Here is a 16,315-nt window from a genome sequence, read left to right on the forward strand (position 1 = left end):
GAATGGTAACGGAATGTCTGGCGGCGGCCCTCTTGTTTCTGTATGTGAAAAGCAGGATGAATATACGGCATGCGATTAAAGAATTGAAGGAGTTGAATGCGCAGGATTCAAACCAGCGTCTGAAGCTGCACTCCCCGGACGGGAGTGTGGAAACACTGCTGTGCGAAATCAACGGCCTGTTGGAGCAAAAACAGCAGCAGGCCATTGCGTATGAAGCGAAGGAGAGGGATTTGAGGAAGCAGATCGCCAATATCTCCCATGATCTGCGCACGCCGCTGACTTCCATTATTGGCTATACACAGCTTCTTAGGGACGACCGCGTGACGGCGGAAGAAAAGATGGAATATGTTGATATTATCGAGAGCAAGGCCCAGACGCTCCAGACCTTGATCACCAGTTTTTACGATCTGTCCAGGCTGGAAGCCAATGAGCTGGATTTTCAGCTGGAGCCTGTTTCCCTGCATACGATTCTGTGCAATGTACTTGTGGCTTTTTATCAGGATATCACGGGTAAAGGGATTGAGATGGAGCTGGATCTGGAGGAGAACCTTCCTCCGGTCATAGCTGACCGCAATGCCGTGACCAGAATCTTTACAAATCTGTTTCAGAATGCGTTTCGACATGGCAGAAGCAGGATCCGGGTGAGCCAGAAGATGACGGATCACCGGATTGTGACTGCGGTGGAGAATGATACGGATGAAATCGCTCCGGAGGATATGGAGCATATATTTGACCGCTTTTTCACATCGGACAGGATGCGCACCGGGCAGAACACGGGGCTGGGCCTGACCATTGTGAAAAAGCTGGTGGAAGGTCTTGGCGGACAAATCACGGCCGGGCTGGAAGAAGACAGGTTCTGCATCCACATAACGTGGGTGAATCTGCTGAAAGGATAATCCGTTCCAGACGGGGCCCCAGCCGCCCTAATAGTTCCGGCGCGATGGTGCATGCCGCGGTGGACAGCTCCAGGGCGGTTATCTCATCCGGACCGTCTTTTCCGATGAATGTGGCGATATCCCCAGCCGCTGCTTGAGGCACCGCGCTTACATCCAGCGTCAGAGAGTCCATGCAGATGCGGCTCACGATCGGCACCCGCACCCCGCGGACCAGGGCGAAGCCCTGGCCGCAGGAAAGATTTCGGGGCAGCCCGTCTCCATAGCCGATGGTCGCCGTGGCCAGCACGGCGCCTGTATCAGGGGCTGTATAGGTGCAGCCATAGCCAGCGCTTTCTCCGGGCGCCAGCGTTTTCAGAGAGACGATGCGTGATCTTAAGGACAGCACAGGCGCGAGTTCCATGGTGCGACGGGTGGGATTGCCCACAGTGTGAGCTCCGTAGAGCAGGATGCCCGCTCTGACATAATCGCACTTCAGCGAAGGATAGTTCAGGATGCCGTAGCTGCTCTGGATATGGATCCTGCCGGTCCGAAAACCGGCTCGGCGTATGCCGTCCACCGCCTGATAAAAATGATCGATCTGCGTGCCCGCATATATCTGGCACGCTTCATCCAGGCAGTCAGAGGTGCAGAGATGGGTATAGGTTCCTGTCACCTTCAGATGTTTCAGGGAGTAAATTTCAATCAGCTTGGAAAGATTGCGGTAATCCTCACCGATGCGGTGCATGCCTGTATCTATCTTCACATGTACCGGTATCTCAAGTCCGTATGCGTCCAATTCTTTTGCGTAGTCCGCATCCACAACCGTCTGGGTCAGTCGGTAGCAGTAGAGCTCATGGGCATCTTCGGGTGGCGTAAAACCAAGTATGAGGATCTCTCCGGTGACGCCGCTTTCACGCAGGCGGATGCCCTCAGACAGGGTGGCCGCAGCAAAGCTGCGGATGCCAAAAGCGGAACAGGCCGCCGCGATGGCAGTATCGCCGTGGCCGTAAGCGTTATCTTTTAAAACTGCCATGATTTCACAGCCTGGGGGGAGAAGTTTCTGTATGGAGAGGATATTTTTCTTCAGATTTGCCATATTAAGCTCAATCCATGCCCTGTTTGTACATTTCTGACTGTAAATACTATTCTTTCCCGTCTGATTCATTGTTCCTCTTCCCCGCTTTCTTCTGACAGCTGCATTTCTTTCAGATAATCCAGATATTCTTCCAGCACCCATCCGTGTTCCGTCATGATCTGTGCATGGGGACATCCCACATAACGGAAATGCCAGGGTTCCCACGCGATGCCGGTCACCTCTTCCTTCCCTTTTGGATAACGTTCCACAAAACCGTATTGAGGCGCTAGCTCACGAAAGGTCTGACAGATTCCGGTGTAGGGAAAATCAGGCCGGATGAAGTCGATTTCCTCCCGCTTTTCGCCCAGATCGATGGCAAGACCGGTCTGATGCTCACTGCAGCCTGGCACCGCCACATACTGATAGGTGAATTCCTCACCGTTTTCCCTGAGAGAATCGGAGAAAATCTGCTTCTGCTCCTCCATTGTCCGGTAACCGCTGACAGGCACGATCCTGTCTTCGGCATGCAAAGTGCGCAGAAGGTCGGTCAGCATGACTGCCGCTTCAGACTGTATCTGTATGGAAGGAAATTCAGGAGAGATCACAGCCAGATCCGGGGCAGTACAGCTTTCCGGCAGGGGGTGATGACGGTTAACAAGCAGCAGATGGTTGGTACAGGTATATTTCATAAGAGTTTCCTCACTTTCACATGGTGGTTGATCCTGCTTAACGGTGGTTTTCAAGTACCGGATACGGCTGCAGCGATCAGCTTTTCGATGATTCCGTCAAAGGATAGGCCGATCCCCTTCATCATGCCGGGAAATCTGCTGTGGGCGGTAAAACCTGGGATGGTATTGACCTCATTAAAAACAATGCGGCCCTGCTGAGTCAAAAACAGATCCACACGGGCAAAACCGGAACAGTCCAGCGCGCGGTATACAATAGCGGCGGTTCTGCGTATCCGTTCTGCGGTTTCACGGGAGTATCTGCCGGGCATATGGGTGACGGCAGTCTGGGTGTGGTATTTTTCCTCAAACCCGAAGAAGATGTTGTCATGAAGCTCGATCTCGTCCGTTTCTCCCAGGATCAGCTCCTGATCGCCCATGACGGCGCATCCGACTTCATTCCCGTCGATCCCTTCCTCTATGAGCACCTTGCTGTCATAAGAAAACGCCAGATCAACCGCTCCCTCCAGATCGGAGATATCGGCAATACGGGTGATACCGATGGAAGAGCCGGAACGGGACGGCTTAACGAACAGAGGCAGCTTACGGCCGGCAGCCCAGGACAGGGCATCCGCCATATCCGTTCTGTCATGCAGTACAAAGGACTCGGGTACGTCAATGCCGGCGGCCCTGGCCACCGTGTGGGCCAGATCCTTATCCATACAGAGCGCGGAGGCCAGCGTGCCGCAGCCGATTACCGGGATGCCGGCCAGCTCCGCTAGGCCCTGCACAGTGCCGTCCTCTCCGTTTTTCCCGTGAAGCACCGGAAAAACAGCGTCAATGCGGATGGACAGACATTTATTTGAGGATAGAACCGTAAGGCCGTGAACGCTTCTGTCCGGGGAAAGTATGCAGGGGACACAGGTTTCATCCTGCTCCCAGGTGTTGTCGGCAAGCTTTGCGGCAGGCCCATGATAGAGATACCATTTGCCGTCCCGGGTGATTCCCACAGGATAGACCTTGTAGCGCTCACGGTCTATGCTGCAGAGCACGGCATAGGCTGATTGCAGGGAAATTTCATACTCAGTGGAACAGCCGCCGAAGAGCACGGCGACTTTCTTTTTGTTTTCTATGGTTTGAATGGGATTCATGATTTTCCTCCAATATTTATGAATGCTGACGATCTTTCTGATACAGATTATTCCTCCACAGGTATGTTAGAAGGAAGGGGATAGCAGATCTGGCACAGGTTGGTAAAAAGTACGGTTTCTTCTGCCGGATGTCCGCCGCTGTCTTCGGAGGAATCCTCCTTGGTAAATGCCTGGCGGCATACATCCGTTTCCTCGTATATACATCCGTCTTTTCTGTAATAGCGCAGGTTTTGATTGACAACACGGTAGCGGAAGGGCAGCGGCTTAGAGGACAGAATCCTGCCCGTAACAAACTCATGATCAAAGGAGATTGCGATCTGGAATGTATATTCCGTATAATTTCTGACCTTCAGATCCAGCCATCCTTCATGAACTGTGGCGTCTGCTCCGATCACGGTGTCATCCTGGGAAGGAAATTCACGCTTTTTATGCCCTGTCCGTTCCGTAATGGTCAGAGGGGTCTGCAAAAACAGTTCAAACAGAAGATTGGAAAGCTGGCACATGCCGCCTCCGGGAATCGTGGTGAGGCGGCCGTCTATGATCACCAGGCCGTCTCTGTAGGAATCGTGATCTTCTGCGTGGCGGACCCTCTGCCAGAAGGAAAAGGTCTCGCCGGGATGAATCAGCAGGTGCTCTACGGTCTGGGCCGCCAGCTTTAAGTTATGAATTTTATTTTCCTGATAAACCATGTCAAATCCGGTTTCTTCATTGCGCAGCAGCGATCGGACCTGGCAGACCTGGTTGGGAAGCTCTTCTTTTTGGATAGCCTGGGCGTAGGTATTGGAGTCAAAACGCATCTTTGCGTAATAACAGAAGACTTTTTGACGCACGCGAAGCGGAAGTAAAAATGGGAATAGTTCGGTGACTCTTTTTCTGCTCATAATCTCCTTCTTAAAGCGCGGTTCTTATCCGCGTTCCTCCTGTTTCATTTCTTTAACTGCATTATAAGGAAGATTAAGTAGAAGTGCTTTAAAGGGAGCTTAGTAAGACCTTAAGAAAATGTGAAGAAGTGATGATTTTTTTCTGTGTAACAGAGAAGCTTGCGGTAATACAGACTTTACTAAAAATATCTCATATGTTAGAATCGTTTAAAGCATTAATGTGTCTGCCCTTGGATTCGGAATACAGGAAGACGCCTGACGGAATTGGGGCTGGGAGGGGATAAAGAATGCAGGAAGACTTAATCGGCTACTATAATGTGTATCCGCCGGCGATATCGTACCGCATAATGTCGGGCTGATGCGGCAAAAACAGGCCGGTGAACCGCATTTGCAGGATATTTTTGTGGGAGATATCTGCGACATAAGAGGTTATGAGGAGGGATATTTTGACGTAGTTCTCTGCATGGGAGCTTTTTATCATCTAGACGGAGCTGCATTTTCAGACATGTGAAGATAAATATCTGCTGGGGTATGGGCTTCATGGACTGGTGTTTTTGGAAAAATAAAGGCAGCCAAAAGAAAAAACAGGCATATCCCGCAGAGAATCGTGTTGAAAACAGCACGGAACTTTGTGGGATATGCTTATTCTGGGGGAGGAACCCTAAAAGCGGGGTCACCCAGCCCCTTATGTATGTTTTTATGTCAATAATCAGTAAAAGATACTGCGCAGCTCCATCACTTTTTCCACATTGCCAAAGACAGTCATTCTGCCTGTGGTATAGGCTTGCAGGGGATCCAGCTTATGAGAAAGCACTTGCTGAAAGTCTGACATGCTGATCGTGATGGAGGCATCCCGGTCATAATAATCGTATGGCTCGATGGCCAGATGTCCGTCCTTGATTTCCACGTAAAACGTACCGGTCTCTTCCTCTGTGCCTATGAGATTGATCTGGATGGCCAGGCGGTCATTCATGTTCCTGACATCTGTGGTAAGATACTGCTCCCTTAGCTGGTGAAAAAAATCTGCAAACTTCATAAGCAACCCACCCTTCCTTTTTCGCGAGGTATATCTCTCTATCTTTATTGTATAGATAAATGAAGAAAAATACAATAAAAAAAACCTGACATGATACGGCAAATTCCGTCATGTCAGGTTCCGTGGAAATGAGTTATGCCAGAGAAAACTGTCCCTTTTCCGTATCATTCACCACATAATACACCATCATCTCATTGGCATTGACATAGATAGCAATTGATTTCATATCCTTTAAATCATTGCCTGCATCTGCCCAGTGCTGTTTGGCCCTTTCAGTCAGTTCCTGCGTCTCTGCTTCTATGCCGTTATACTGCAGGTATACAGATTCTTTTACGGCTTCTTTTACCGGGGCATCGGCTTTTACCGCGGGCTTTTTGGCAGGTGCCTTAGCCTCTTTTTTAGCAGCGGCGGCTTTTGTTTTCTTTTCAGCGGCGGGTTTAACGGTTTTTGCGGCCGCCGTTGTATCTGCCGTATTCATTTCCGCTGCGGTATTCACTTTCGTATCGGTTGTTTTCGTTTTCGTTGCCATTATGTTGATTCCTCCCTATTTGCACGCATTTTACTGCGCATCGTATGTCCCTGTTACGGATTGGTGGTCAATAATAAAAAGCGCTTAACTGTCTCCAGGGATTCACAGGTAATAATTTACTCCGCAGTTCATTATAATAGCAAATTGTACAAAAATCAAGTGCTGAATTTGACACAAATGCTGATTGAAAGGATTTTTTTTACTATTAGATACGTAAAAAAGGAGCCCGGGGAAGGCTCCTTTAAAAAAGGGGGATAAGATATGAAAAAGAATGTACAAAACATTTCTGTTTTGTATGGTTATATAATACCCCAGAATTATGACCGAAATGTGGAGAGGGTGTGAAAGTTTTGTGAATAGTAGATTAATTATTTGCAGTACCGCTTATAATGACACCCACAATCGTATCTCCAAACATTGTATAGTCTAGATCCAGACCAATGATCGCGTTTACTCCCAATTCATATGCCTGTAATTTTAGGTCATTCATGGCGGCATCCTTAGCAGATTTCAACTTTTTACGCAGACTTTTGGATTCTGTACCGCGGATGTTCGATATGTTTGCAATTCCTGTTTTGGGATATAATGAAGCGGTGCTTCTGTATCATAGCATATATTTGTTTGCTTAGGTAGTATGCTGCCTTAATCTTTTTTTAAGAAATTTTATGATAAAAGCTAGGAATCGGCTGCAGTTATCTGTTATAATATGAACATTGTGCTATGTATTTTAAAGGCTTGGCGCGTGCGCATTATGTGGCATTCGGATATTGTCAGGCTGGAAAGGGGAACGGTCATGAATGCAACGATTCTGGTTGTAGACGATGAGCAGGAGATTGCCGATTTGATAGAAGTATATCTAAAAAATGAAGGTTTCACCGTATATAAATATTATAATGGCAGCGATGCCTGGCAGTGTATCAGCGAGACAAAGCTGGACCTGGCCATACTGGATGTGATGATGCCCGGCATGGACGGTTTTGCGCTGCTTCGAAAAATACGGGAGAAACACACATTTCCGGTCATCATGCTGACGGCCCGGGAGGAGGAAATCGATAAGATCACCGGCCTGACTTTAGGGGCGGATGACTATATCACAAAGCCCTTTCGCCCGCTGGAGATGGTGGCCCGGGTAAAGGCCCAGCTTAGGCGCTTCCGACTGTATAACCAAAACAGCGAAGCGGAGGAGGAAGAGGAGCAGGTCATCGCTTTTTCAGGACTGGTATTGAATAAGGACACACACGAATGCACGCTGAATGAGCGGCCGGTTTCCCTAACACCCACCGAATTCTCCATCCTGTGGTGCCTCTGTGAGAACCGAGGTCATGTGGTGAGCTCTGAGAAGCTGTTTTATGAGGTTTGGGGCGAGAAATATTTTTCCAGCAGCAACAATACGGTCATGGTGCATATCCGGCATTTGAGGGAGAAGATGAAGGATTCGGCCGAACATCCCAAGTATATAAAAACTGTATGGGGAGTTGGATATAAGATCGGGTAGATGAACTGCCGGCATAATAATTTTTGCGCGGACGGATGCGCGGAAATGAGGGCAATTTGAAAAAGAATTACGGTAAACTGAAGAGGAAGCTGGTCGTATGGATGCTGCTGGTGCTGCTCCTCTCCATAGTGGCCTGCGCGGTGGTCATGTATGTATTCGTGGACGGCATTTTCCAGGCTCCTTTTGCGGACGGATTTATCCGGATCTGCAGGACAGTATTTCAAATGAGTGATGATACTGCGCACAGAATTTACTGGTTTTTGTTCCGGGATAATAAGATATTCTGGATGGCTTCATTATTTCTTCTGCTCATGCTGATCATTTGCTATCAGGCTTTGTCCCGTTTTACAAGATATTTTAATGAGGTCGGGGATGGGGTGGAGCAGCTGCTGTCGGAAAATGCAGGCCCTATTCAGCTAAGCCCGGAGCTGGAATTTATGGAAAAGCAGTTGAATACGATCCGTCAGACGCTGGAAAAAAGGGCGTTTGACGCGAAGGAGGCGGAGCAGAGAAAGAACGATCTGGTGGTTTATCTGGCTCATGATATCAAGACGCCGCTGACGTCGGTGATCGGCTATCTAAGCCTGATGGAAGAGGCTTATGATATGCCGGAAGAACAGCGCAAGAAATATATGAGCATCACGTTGGACAAAGCCTGCCGTCTGGAGCAGCTGATCAACGAATTCTTTGATATCACCAGGTTTAACCTGCAGACCATATTGCTGGATAAGGAAGAGATCAACCTCCCCTATATGTTGCTGCAGATGGCGGATGAATTTTATCCGATGCTGACGCCCCAGGGAAAACAGGTCAGCGTGTCGGCGGACGAGGACCTGAAGATTAACGCCGATCCTGACAAAATTGCCCGTGTATTCAACAATATATTAAAGAATGCCGCTGCGTACAGCTATCCTGACACCACGATCGAGATTGAGGCCAAGCGGTATCAGGAAAATGCGTGTATTCTCTTTCGCAACAGGGGAAAGACGATACCGGCCGGGAAGCTGGAAACCGTTTTTGAGAAATTTTACCGCCTGGATGAGACCCGCTCCAGCCATACCGGAGGCTCGGGCCTTGGCCTTGCGATCGCCAAAGAGATTGTGAAAGCCCATGGCGGCACGATCAGCGTGGACAGTGCGGATGAAGTCACAGAGTTTAAGGTGGTGCTGCCGCTTTAAACTGCAACGGCTGCGACAAAAGTGCCCGAAAGTTCTTTTCCGGCTTGATTTTTGCTTTTATTCATTATATAATAGCGCCGTAAAGTGCATTGTATCTTAAACGCGGCTTTCTGTACCCTGTACAGGGACCGTAAAAAGAACAGTAGCAGGAGGAGAAAAAATGAATAAAGCAGGTAAACTTAACCGCAAGACCGTACAGCTGACGGAACTGGCTTTGCTGACCGCATTGCTGATGGTACTGACAATCTTTAACATCGGGTTTATCAATTATGGCGTGATTTCTATCACCATACTGCATATACCCGTCATCATCGGTTCTATACTGATGGGGCCTTATTACGGAGGCATTTTGGGGCTGATTTTTGGCGTCTTGAGCATGCTAAACGCTACCTTCCGCGGTGTAACGCCGGTGGATTTGATGTTCTCGCCCTTTGCGAGCGGACTTCCGTTACAGTCCATCGTGATGAGCGTGGTGCCGAGGGTACTATTGGGCGTGATACCCGCTCTTTTATACCGTCTGCTTCATAAAAAAATAAAAAACAGGCCGGTTGTGATCGGCATTTCAGCAGCAGTTGCATCTCTGCTACATACAGCAGGCGTGCTGGGCTGCCTGTATTTTATGTTTTTTCCGGAGATGAATGCCGGGACGGTGTTTAGCGCGGTGATCGGAGCCGTGGTGCAGATTAACGGTATCCTGGAAATCATATGTGCCGTGGTGATCAGCAGCGCAGTCTGCAGCGGCGTTATGAGCTATATGAGAAATCAATACGATTGGTAGTCAGGTTAAGCGGGCAGTGATGCCCGCTTATTTTTCTTTTGCTTTTCGGAGAATTTTTCGCTTCTGAGGCTGCAGCGTGATATCCGTGATCACGCATCCGCTGTCCGCAAACAGCGCGGTCTCCACCGCACGGGCGACGGTTTTTGGGGACAGAGCGCATTCTTGATCCTCCGCGCAGCAAAAGTCCGCGTTCCGGTACAGGCCGGTCCGGGTCATATCCGGATGGATGGCGACAACCCTCACTCCATATTTGCGCACCTCTTCAAACAGGCTGGCAGTAAAGCTGGAAAGTCCCGCTTTGGTAGCGCCGTAAGCGCACCCGTGAGTGTTGCCGCTGTGTTTGGCAGTGACGGAAGAGATATTGATGACTGCGCCCTGCTGTGCCTTCAGGCTTCTAAGCAGCAGCTGGGTCAGGATCAGCGGCGCTTCCAGATTGACCGCCACCATTTCATGGATCTTCTGTGGATTCAGCTCCTCATGGGGGCCGTAATAGGCGGTTCCTGCATTGTTGATCAGTATATCCACCGGTGTTTCCGACAGGATACGGCGTATAAGGCCGGTCAGTGCTGCCGTGTCGGAAAGATCGCAGATTATGGGAATAAACAGGGGGGTCTGTGCGGCTTGATCTTCACAGAAGGTTCGGCCAATGCCGTATACGCGTATGCCGTGGCCGTTTAACATCCGGCAGATTTCTTTACCGATGCCGGAGGAAGCTCCGGTTACAACTGCGGTTTTCATAAGATTAAGACCTCCATATAAATAATTTTTCTTCCGGAAGGTATGCTAACAGAAGGCGTTGCATTTCCCGGGTGAGTTCCTCAGTGCGCTCTTTGCCGTAATAACAGACCCCGTTTTCATTTTCATAAGGGTAGTGGAGCAGCACGGAGACGGGCCTTCTCTGCTTCATACGCTTTAAATACTCAGAGGATACACGGAAAACACCGATGCTGGCATCCTTTATGCTGTCCGGAGAGAGCGTCTGAAAGACGGTGGAGACCAGTTCCTGATAGAGCCTTTTCCAGTCCTTTATATACAGCAGAGGATCAAAGCACAGGCGGATAGGCCAGCCTCTGTCTGCGGCAGCCGCTGCGGATGCCAGCCTGGCATGCAGAGACGGCGTGTGCCGCTCAAAGGCCTGGCAGACCTCTTCCGGCGAAAGCGTCCAGGCAAAGATCACATTCTGGAGGGGAGCGAGATCCCCGATGTAATGAAACCCTGCGCTTTTGGTGCGTATTTCGATGGTGAGTGAAGGATGGGCGGCCGCAAAAGAGATCCACCGCCGCACACAGCCAAACACCGGTTCCAGGGCCAGCAGATCCGTATCATAGGAGATGCACAGATAGACCGGATGATCCTTAAGTAGAATCTCTGTTTGAACGAACACATCCTCCAGGTTTAAAAATACCACCATATGAGAGGAAGGATACATTCCCTGCAGATAACAGTACTCACAGTCGTAGACGCAGTTCATCACGCAGGAGGTATAGTAAAAGTGCCGGTTGCCGAAATCCTGGCAGACAGGCGCTCCGGGATAGATCAGATGCTCCTGTTTGGCGGCCAGAATCAGACTGGGAGACTGCTTCTGAAGGGCGCAGTCCTGCCGGCTGCGGCAGAAGACATCCTTATAATGGGAGATCTTAACCTTTACCGCATGGGGGAAATGCCGCAGCACCTCCTCTGTCTCCTCTTTTCCTGCCAGCGCCTCTTCAATATATATGTGAGAAAAATATGGATTAAATAATCCTCTGCTTAAGCTGTTCAAAATATTTTTTTCCTTTCTTGCGGCAGTTGATTTTGCCGGCGTCGGTGTCCGCCCAGAATTCCGAGAGAAGGCCGCCGATCTCCCCATGTGCCAGCTTGTAATAATAAAGCAGCGAAAACAGCTGATGTTTCATGGCTGCAGACAGGAAAAGCTTATCCGCCGTATCCTCCGTCAGAGCCCGGTCCTGGCCGCTGAAAATACAGGGAGCAGGCAGGCACGAGGCAGCTGCGGCCGCCCAGTCCGTCACCGGCTTTACATGCGGCATGAGCAGATCCGATACCGCCTGCGGCGTAAGCCTGTCCGAATCGGCTCCGTGATCGGAGACCGCCTTGAAAAAGGCCATCTGATGCGGATGCAGATAGAGGCTGCCGATCTGATAAACGGCCGCCGCTTCCATGTCCGCAAGAGAACCGTCGCGTGGGAGACCGTCATACTTTACGGGACTGCCAAACGTGGTGACTGTGCCTTCCGTAAAAGGATGTTTCCAGAGCATATCTGGATAATAGGTCCTGCCGGCGGCCGCATCGTTTATCCTGTTGCAGTAAAACAGCGTGCCATATCGGACACCGCTGTCTGATGAAGCGCAGATTCCAAAATTAATCAGAAGATCGGAATCCGACGGAGGGTATTGCGTAAAAAGCCTGCTTACAGCTCCTGCAGCAGCCACAGGGCCGCTTCCGGTGACCATCAGCAGGAACTGCTCATTGGTGAAAAGCTGGTATTTTGTTTCGGCAGTCACTTTTTTTAAGCCGAGCTGCCGGATAAAGGGCATCGCTTCGCAGTACAGGGCTGCGGTAATATAGACCATGAACGTTATTCCTTCCAAAAGTTTATTTGCCCGCGGTGCGGGAGCTTATAAACAGTTTAGTGCCGCAGGAAAGGCTTGTCAATACAACCTGAATTTCTGTTATGAATTTGTTGCTGTTCACAGTTACCGAAAAATTCCCGCGTATGAGAGGGCAGGGTACGGTCCTCATTGGGACCCGCTCTCGCTCCGTGAAGCGCGCAGCGGTACTAATACTGTAAAATACACAGCAATAAGTACCGGCGGGCTTCAAGGGATCCCTATGAGGACCATACCCTGCCCTCTCATACGCTGCTTTATCGGCAGCGTGTGAACAGTAACTGAATTTCATTATACGAATTTAACAAAAAGATTAGAAGATGGATATTTACAAGGCACGAGTTTGGAACTAAGATAAGGATAGTGTTTACAGCTTAGGCTTTACAATAAAGAAAAGGAGCAAAATGAGTATGAAAGAAGTGAAATCTCCCAAAAAACCGCTGATATTTTATTATCTGATCGCGCTGCTGGCGATCATGCTGTTAAATGCACTGTTTTTCCCGAAGGTGCTGGAACAGCAAATCACGGAAGTGGATTACGGCACCTTCCTGAATATGGTGAAGAAGGGCGATGTGGCCGAGGTCCAGCAGAGCGGAGAATATCTGGCATTCATCGGAAAAGATGAGGCCGGAGAGGAGAAGATTTATAAAACCGTTAAGTTTGAAGATCCAAAGCTGATCGACCGCCTGATGGATGCGGGCGTGAGCAACTTTTCCAATAATGTGGTGAAGGAACCTTCCCCGCTGCTTAATTTCATACTGAGCTGGATTCTTCCCGTCGTTTTCTTTGTGCTGATCGGCCAGCTTTTGTCGCGCTTTATGATGAAAAAGATGGGCGGCGGCGCCGGAGCCATGTCCTTTGGCAAGAGCAACGCAAAAATCTATGTGGAATCCAGCACCGGCATCAAATTTGCGGATGTAGCCGGAGAGGATGAAGCGAAGGAAGCGCTGACTGAGATCGTGGATTTTCTGCACAACCCGGGCAAGTATGCGGATATCGGGGCCAGCATGCCAAAGGGAGCGCTGCTCGTGGGCCCTCCCGGAACCGGTAAAACGCTGCTGGCCAAGGCGGTGGCAGGCGAAGCCGGAGTGCCGTTTTTCTCTATTTCCGGTTCGGAATTTGTGGAAATGTTCGTGGGCATGGGCGCGGCCAAAGTGCGCGATCTGTTTAAGCAGGCCAATGAAAAGGCTCCCTGTATCGTTTTCATAGATGAGATTGATACCATAGGCAAAAAGCGTGACAGTCAGGGCGTGGGCGGCAATGATGAGCGCGAACAGACCTTAAACCAGCTGCTCACGGAGATGGACGGTTTTGACGGGAGGAAGGGCGTCATGCTGCTGGCGGCCACCAACCGGCCGGAGATACTGGACAAGGCGCTGCTGCGTCCGGGCCGTTTTGACCGGAGGATTCCTGTGGAGCTGCCGGATCTGGCAGGCCGCGAAGCGATCCTCAAGGTTCATGCTAAGAAGGTTAAGCTGGATTCCAACGTGGATTTCAATGCCATAGCAAGGGCGACTTCCGGCGCTTCCGGTGCGGAGCTGGCCAACATCGTCAATGAGGCGGCGCTGCGCGCCGTGCGCATGGGGCGCAGCATTGTAAATCAGAGTGACCTGGAAGAGAGCGTGGAGGTGGTGATCGCGGGCTATCAGAGAAAGAACGCGGTGATTTCGCCCAAAGAAAAACAGATTGTCGCTTATCATGAAATCGGACATGCGCTGGTGGCGGCAAAACAGACCGATTCCGCCCCGGTGCACAAGATTACGATCATCCCCAGAACATCCGGCGCCTTAGGCTACACCATGCAGGTGGATGAAGGGGAGAAGGCGCTGATGTCCAGGGAAGAGGCGTATAACAAGATCGCCACCCTGACCGGCGGACGCGCGGCTGAGGAACTGATCTTCGGTTCCATAACAAGCGGCGCATCCAACGATATCGAACAGGCGACAAAGATCGCCAGAGCCATGGTCACAAGATATGGCATGAGCAAAGATTTTGACATGATGGCTTTAGAAACCGTTACCAACCAGTATCTGGGCGGCGACACCGCACTTATGTGTTCCGCGGATATGGCGGCCAGGGTGGATGAAGAGGTTTTAGGGCTGATTAAGAGCGCCCATGAAAAGGCTTCCGGCATACTGGCCCAGAACATGGAAAAGCTGCATGAGCTGGCGGCCTATCTGCTGGAGAAGGAGACTATCACCGGCGAAGAGTTCATGGAGATTTTAAACCGGCAGTAGTGCTTTTTCCTGCGTATTCGAACAGAGAGACCGGCTCCTCCAACACCATTCTTCCCACGTAGAGGTCCCGGTTTTCTTTGGTCATCACCGTCCATTTTACAAGACAGATCTGATTGTTTACGATTTCCAGGGCGGTGATACAGCGGGGGTGCACACAGCTGCCGTCATTGAAATAAGGCGCCTCCCCCGGCCGGGGAAAGGATGGCCGGTGTGTGTGGCCGGCCGCCAGGATCTGCTGGTGCTCATCGCACCACCTGGCCAGATGGCGCTCGGTGTTTTCTTTTTTTCTGTAATTGCGCGCTGCGCTTGTGGGGTCGTTAAAACCTAAGAGCTCCAGCGGTTTCCAGAGATAGCGGACCAGGAAACGGGAGATCTTCCAGAAGGTATCATTGATGAGATCTCCCTGGTGCCCGTGGACCAGCAGAATGGAGGGCGCTCCTTCCCGCGAAGTCAGCAGGATGCCTTCCGGCACCGAAAGCTCCGGAAACAGCGGATGGCGGCATCTGCTGTTCTCATTGTAGAAGGAACCGCAGTGGCAGCGCGTGTAGTTCATATCCCTTTTCACCATGTCGTGATTGCCGAAGAGCGTGTAAAATCGGCCTTCCTGGTAAAACCTCGACAGAAGCCAGAATGCATCGCTGTGGCTTGCTATGATCGGGGCCATCTTCCTGTTTTCCCACAATTCATCTCCGTCTCCCAGTTCGATATAGGTAAATCCGCTATCATAATAATAGGTCAGCGCGGCGAAGAACAGGTTTTGATTCCGCAGAAAGTTATCGCTCCATGTTCCGTCCCCCCGATGGCAGTCGCTCATCAGCACAATGCGGGAAGAGGCGTCATAGGGCAGCTGTTTTGCCTGTGAGAGCACCTGGGACATGCGCGTGGAAACGGACATCAGTACTCCTCCTTGTCATAGCTTTCAAAGAGGGCCCTTGGCCTTCCGACCGCGATTGCCTTGCGGTAGAGGGAAGGAAATTCCGCTTTCAGGTATGCCATCCTGGCCGGAGTGCCGGTCAGGTTTTCTGACAGATGTTGATACAGCTCGCAGTTTTGACGGTTGTGCCGCTGCATCGTGGCCGTGATCAGGGGTGTGCGGCTGTAAGGCTGTGATGTCTTTGGAGTATCGTAGATAAATCGGACGCTGAAGCTGTTTAAGGAAATCGCCATGGTGTCATATCCGGCCTCTTTAAGGCCGTTGACAAAGGCCTGCATCATGGCCAGGGAGGGGAAGGTGATCTCAATTTCCATGGTGAGATCTTCCGGTTCCGAGTACTGTCCCAGGAGAAAAGCGGTCAGCCACCAGTGAAGCGCATGACGGTAAATCAGCGTCTTGCCGTCCTTCATGAGACGAAAGGTCATCGGCATCCGCTCTTCATCGGAAGCGCTTTGGAAAAGAGAGCTGCTATCTCCGGATTCCTTATGGTATACTCCGATTTCGGCCCCGGTACACAGGCCGTACTGCCCTTTCCAGAATTCGATCAGCCAGTCTTTTCCGTTATAAGGAAAATAGACCGGTTCGCAGTCAATGATCATGGCCAGCGGCGCACATGCCTCGTCGTAGAGGCGGCAGTAGCCGAAATCCCTCTGCCAGCAGTCGTTCAGAGAGTAAAAGATATCCTGGCGGGCGTTGTATGCGAAGCCAAAGGGGGCCAGGTCCCGGTTTAAGGCATCCTCCGCTTCCTTATCCGACAGTGCCTTTTGCGGTGACGGCAAGGAAACGGAATGCCTTGACTGATAAAAGTTATAAGCAGCACAGGCCGCCGCGATCGTTAGCAGGAAAATAAGAAAATATATGAGAATTGGATACAT

General features: G+C 50.6%; 17 protein-coding genes and 1 pseudogene. 6 read left to right on the forward strand and 12 right to left on the reverse strand.

Translation table 11 applies throughout. The features are described 5' to 3' along the window. Nucleotides 1-2: 2 nt before the first annotated feature. A complete protein-coding gene (locus DWZ56_RS07190) occupies nt 3-896 on the forward strand; it encodes a sensor histidine kinase (protein ID WP_243095118.1) in 894 nt (297 codons plus the stop codon). Here DWZ56_RS07190 and vanT read toward each other — a convergent pair. From vanT to vanW, 4 genes and pseudogenes are all read right to left on the reverse strand, one after another. Beyond that, a complete protein-coding gene (vanT, locus tag DWZ56_RS07195; RefSeq protein ID WP_158584489.1) occupies nt 829-2,040 on the reverse strand; it encodes a serine racemase VanT catalytic subunit in 1,212 nt (403 codons plus the stop codon). The genes DWZ56_RS07190 and vanT overlap by 68 nt on opposite strands. Nucleotides 2,041-2,075: 35 nt before the next feature. After that, nucleotides 2,076-2,639, reverse strand: a pseudogene (locus DWZ56_RS07200) (M15 family metallopeptidase); the annotation flags it as partial. Between the two features lie 50 nt (nt 2,640-2,689). Then, nucleotides 2,690-3,766, reverse strand: coding sequence for a D-alanine--D-serine ligase VanG (gene vanG, locus DWZ56_RS07205; RefSeq protein WP_118555715.1), 1,077 nt, complete (start codon nt 3,764-3,766; stop codon nt 2,690-2,692). Nucleotides 3,767-3,813: 47 nt separating this feature from the next. Beyond that, on the reverse strand, nt 3,814-4,647 hold the full coding sequence (gene vanW, locus DWZ56_RS07210) for a glycopeptide resistance accessory protein VanW (protein ID WP_118555716.1): 834 nt from the start codon (nt 4,645-4,647) through the stop codon (nt 3,814-3,816). Between the two features lie 334 nt (nt 4,648-4,981). On the opposite strand from vanW, the gene DWZ56_RS23750 reads away from it, so the two are divergent. Next, complete coding sequence (locus DWZ56_RS23750; protein ID WP_442911439.1) at nt 4,982-5,158, forward strand: methyltransferase domain-containing protein; 177 nt, start codon at nt 4,982-4,984, stop codon at nt 5,156-5,158. A 198-nt stretch (nt 5,159-5,356) separates the two neighbouring features. Here DWZ56_RS23750 and DWZ56_RS07220 read toward each other — a convergent pair whose 3' ends face one another. The 3 genes from DWZ56_RS07220 to DWZ56_RS23755 all read right to left on the reverse strand — a co-directional run bounded on the left by DWZ56_RS07220 (nt 5,357) and on the right by DWZ56_RS23755 (nt 6,780). Then, a complete protein-coding gene (locus DWZ56_RS07220) occupies nt 5,357-5,683 on the reverse strand; it encodes an SCP2 sterol-binding domain-containing protein (RefSeq protein ID WP_118555718.1) in 327 nt (108 codons plus the stop codon). A gap of 133 nt (nt 5,684-5,816) precedes the next feature. Continuing rightward, entirely contained in the window at nt 5,817-6,212 is a 396-nt protein-coding gene (locus DWZ56_RS07225) for a DUF6465 family protein (protein ID WP_118555719.1), read from the reverse strand. Between the two features lie 364 nt (nt 6,213-6,576). After that, entirely contained in the window at nt 6,577-6,780 is a 204-nt protein-coding gene (locus tag DWZ56_RS23755; protein WP_118555720.1) for a heavy metal-binding domain-containing protein, read from the reverse strand. A 225-nt stretch (nt 6,781-7,005) separates the two neighbouring features. On the opposite strand from DWZ56_RS23755, the gene vanR reads away from it, so the two are divergent. The 3 genes from vanR to DWZ56_RS07245 all read left to right on the forward strand — a co-directional run bounded on the left by vanR (nt 7,006) and on the right by DWZ56_RS07245 (nt 9,663). Beyond that, complete coding sequence (vanR, locus tag DWZ56_RS07235) at nt 7,006-7,707, forward strand: VanR-ABDEGLN family response regulator transcription factor (RefSeq protein WP_118555924.1); 702 nt, start codon at nt 7,006-7,008, stop codon at nt 7,705-7,707. 35 nt (nt 7,708-7,742) lie between these two features. Beyond that, nucleotides 7,743-8,885 carry a sensor histidine kinase gene (locus DWZ56_RS07240; RefSeq protein ID WP_199679558.1) on the forward strand — a complete coding sequence of 381 codons (1,143 nt, stop codon included), beginning with the start codon at nt 7,743-7,745 and terminating at the stop codon, nt 8,883-8,885. A gap of 160 nt (nt 8,886-9,045) precedes the next feature. Next, entirely contained in the window at nt 9,046-9,663 is a 618-nt protein-coding gene (locus DWZ56_RS07245; RefSeq protein WP_118555722.1) for an ECF transporter S component, read from the forward strand. 27 nt (nt 9,664-9,690) lie between these two features. On the opposite strand, the gene DWZ56_RS07250 is transcribed toward DWZ56_RS07245, so the two are convergent. Genes DWZ56_RS07250 through DWZ56_RS07260 form a run of 3 tightly spaced genes read right to left on the reverse strand, consistent with a single transcriptional unit; the run spans nt 9,691 to nt 12,233 of the window. After that, the gene (locus DWZ56_RS07250; protein WP_118555723.1) at nt 9,691-10,401 is read right to left on the reverse strand and encodes an SDR family NAD(P)-dependent oxidoreductase; all 711 of its coding nucleotides are present in this window, start codon (nt 10,399-10,401) and stop codon (nt 9,691-9,693) included. A 4-nt stretch (nt 10,402-10,405) separates the two neighbouring features. Then, on the reverse strand, nt 10,406-11,425 hold the full coding sequence (locus DWZ56_RS07255) for an SPL family radical SAM protein (protein ID WP_118555724.1): 1,020 nt from the start codon (nt 11,423-11,425) through the stop codon (nt 10,406-10,408). Continuing rightward, nucleotides 11,397-12,233, reverse strand: coding sequence for a 5'-methylthioadenosine/S-adenosylhomocysteine nucleosidase family protein (locus DWZ56_RS07260; RefSeq protein WP_118555725.1), 837 nt, complete (start codon nt 12,231-12,233; stop codon nt 11,397-11,399). Before DWZ56_RS07260 ends, DWZ56_RS07255 begins: the two co-directional genes overlap by 29 nt. Before the next feature lie 446 nt (nt 12,234-12,679). Here DWZ56_RS07260 and ftsH point away from each other — a divergent pair, with 446 nt between their 5' ends. After that, the gene (gene ftsH / locus DWZ56_RS07265) at nt 12,680-14,506 is read left to right on the forward strand and encodes an ATP-dependent zinc metalloprotease FtsH (protein ID WP_118555726.1); all 1,827 of its coding nucleotides are present in this window, start codon (nt 12,680-12,682) and stop codon (nt 14,504-14,506) included. On the opposite strand, the gene DWZ56_RS07270 is transcribed toward ftsH, so the two are convergent. Then, the gene (locus DWZ56_RS07270; protein WP_118555727.1) at nt 14,481-15,401 is read right to left on the reverse strand and encodes a metallophosphoesterase; all 921 of its coding nucleotides are present in this window, start codon (nt 15,399-15,401) and stop codon (nt 14,481-14,483) included. The two genes, ftsH and DWZ56_RS07270, sit on opposite strands and share 26 nt — an antisense overlap. After that, a complete protein-coding gene (locus DWZ56_RS07275) occupies nt 15,401-16,315 on the reverse strand; it encodes a DUF4474 domain-containing protein (RefSeq protein WP_118555728.1) in 915 nt (304 codons plus the stop codon). The genes DWZ56_RS07270 and DWZ56_RS07275 overlap by 1 nt, the downstream gene beginning before the upstream one ends.

The organism is Lachnotalea sp. AF33-28 (assembly GCF_003477885.1).
Classification (GTDB): Bacteria; Bacillota; Clostridia; order Lachnospirales; family Lachnospiraceae; genus AF33-28.

Bases quoted from the DNA above. Each gene is read 5' to 3' on its own strand.
- vanT (WP_158584489.1), bottom strand. From the start codon at position 2,040: ATGAATCAGACGGGAAAGAATAGTATTTACAGTCAGAAATGTACAAAC.
- vanR (WP_118555924.1), top strand. From the start codon at position 7,006: ATGAATGCAACGATTCTGGTTGTAGACGATGAGCAGGAGATTGCCGAT.
- DWZ56_RS07225 (WP_118555719.1), bottom strand. From the start codon at position 6,212: ATGGCAACGAAAACGAAAACAACCGATACGAAAGTGAATACCGCAGCG.
- DWZ56_RS07240 (WP_199679558.1), top strand. From the start codon at position 7,743: ATGCGCGGAAATGAGGGCAATTTGAAAAAGAATTACGGTAAACTGAAG.
- DWZ56_RS07260 (WP_118555725.1), bottom strand. From the start codon at position 12,233: ATGGTCTATATTACCGCAGCCCTGTACTGCGAAGCGATGCCCTTTATC.
- DWZ56_RS07275 (WP_118555728.1), bottom strand. From the start codon at position 16,315: ATGTATCCAATTCTCATATATTTTCTTATTTTCCTGCTAACGATCGCG.
- DWZ56_RS07270 (WP_118555727.1), bottom strand. From the start codon at position 15,401: ATGTCCGTTTCCACGCGCATGTCCCAGGTGCTCTCACAGGCAAAACAG.
- DWZ56_RS07250 (WP_118555723.1), bottom strand. From the start codon at position 10,401: ATGAAAACCGCAGTTGTAACCGGAGCTTCCTCCGGCATCGGTAAAGAA.
- vanG (WP_118555715.1), bottom strand. From the start codon at position 3,766: ATGAATCCCATTCAAACCATAGAAAACAAAAAGAAAGTCGCCGTGCTC.
- vanW (WP_118555716.1), bottom strand. From the start codon at position 4,647: ATGAGCAGAAAAAGAGTCACCGAACTATTCCCATTTTTACTTCCGCTT.
- ftsH (WP_118555726.1), top strand. From the start codon at position 12,680: ATGAAAGAAGTGAAATCTCCCAAAAAACCGCTGATATTTTATTATCTG.
- DWZ56_RS07245 (WP_118555722.1), top strand. From the start codon at position 9,046: ATGAATAAAGCAGGTAAACTTAACCGCAAGACCGTACAGCTGACGGAA.
- DWZ56_RS07190 (WP_243095118.1), top strand. From the start codon at position 3: ATGGTAACGGAATGTCTGGCGGCGGCCCTCTTGTTTCTGTATGTGAAA.
- DWZ56_RS07220 (WP_118555718.1), bottom strand. From the start codon at position 5,683: ATGAAGTTTGCAGATTTTTTTCACCAGCTAAGGGAGCAGTATCTTACC.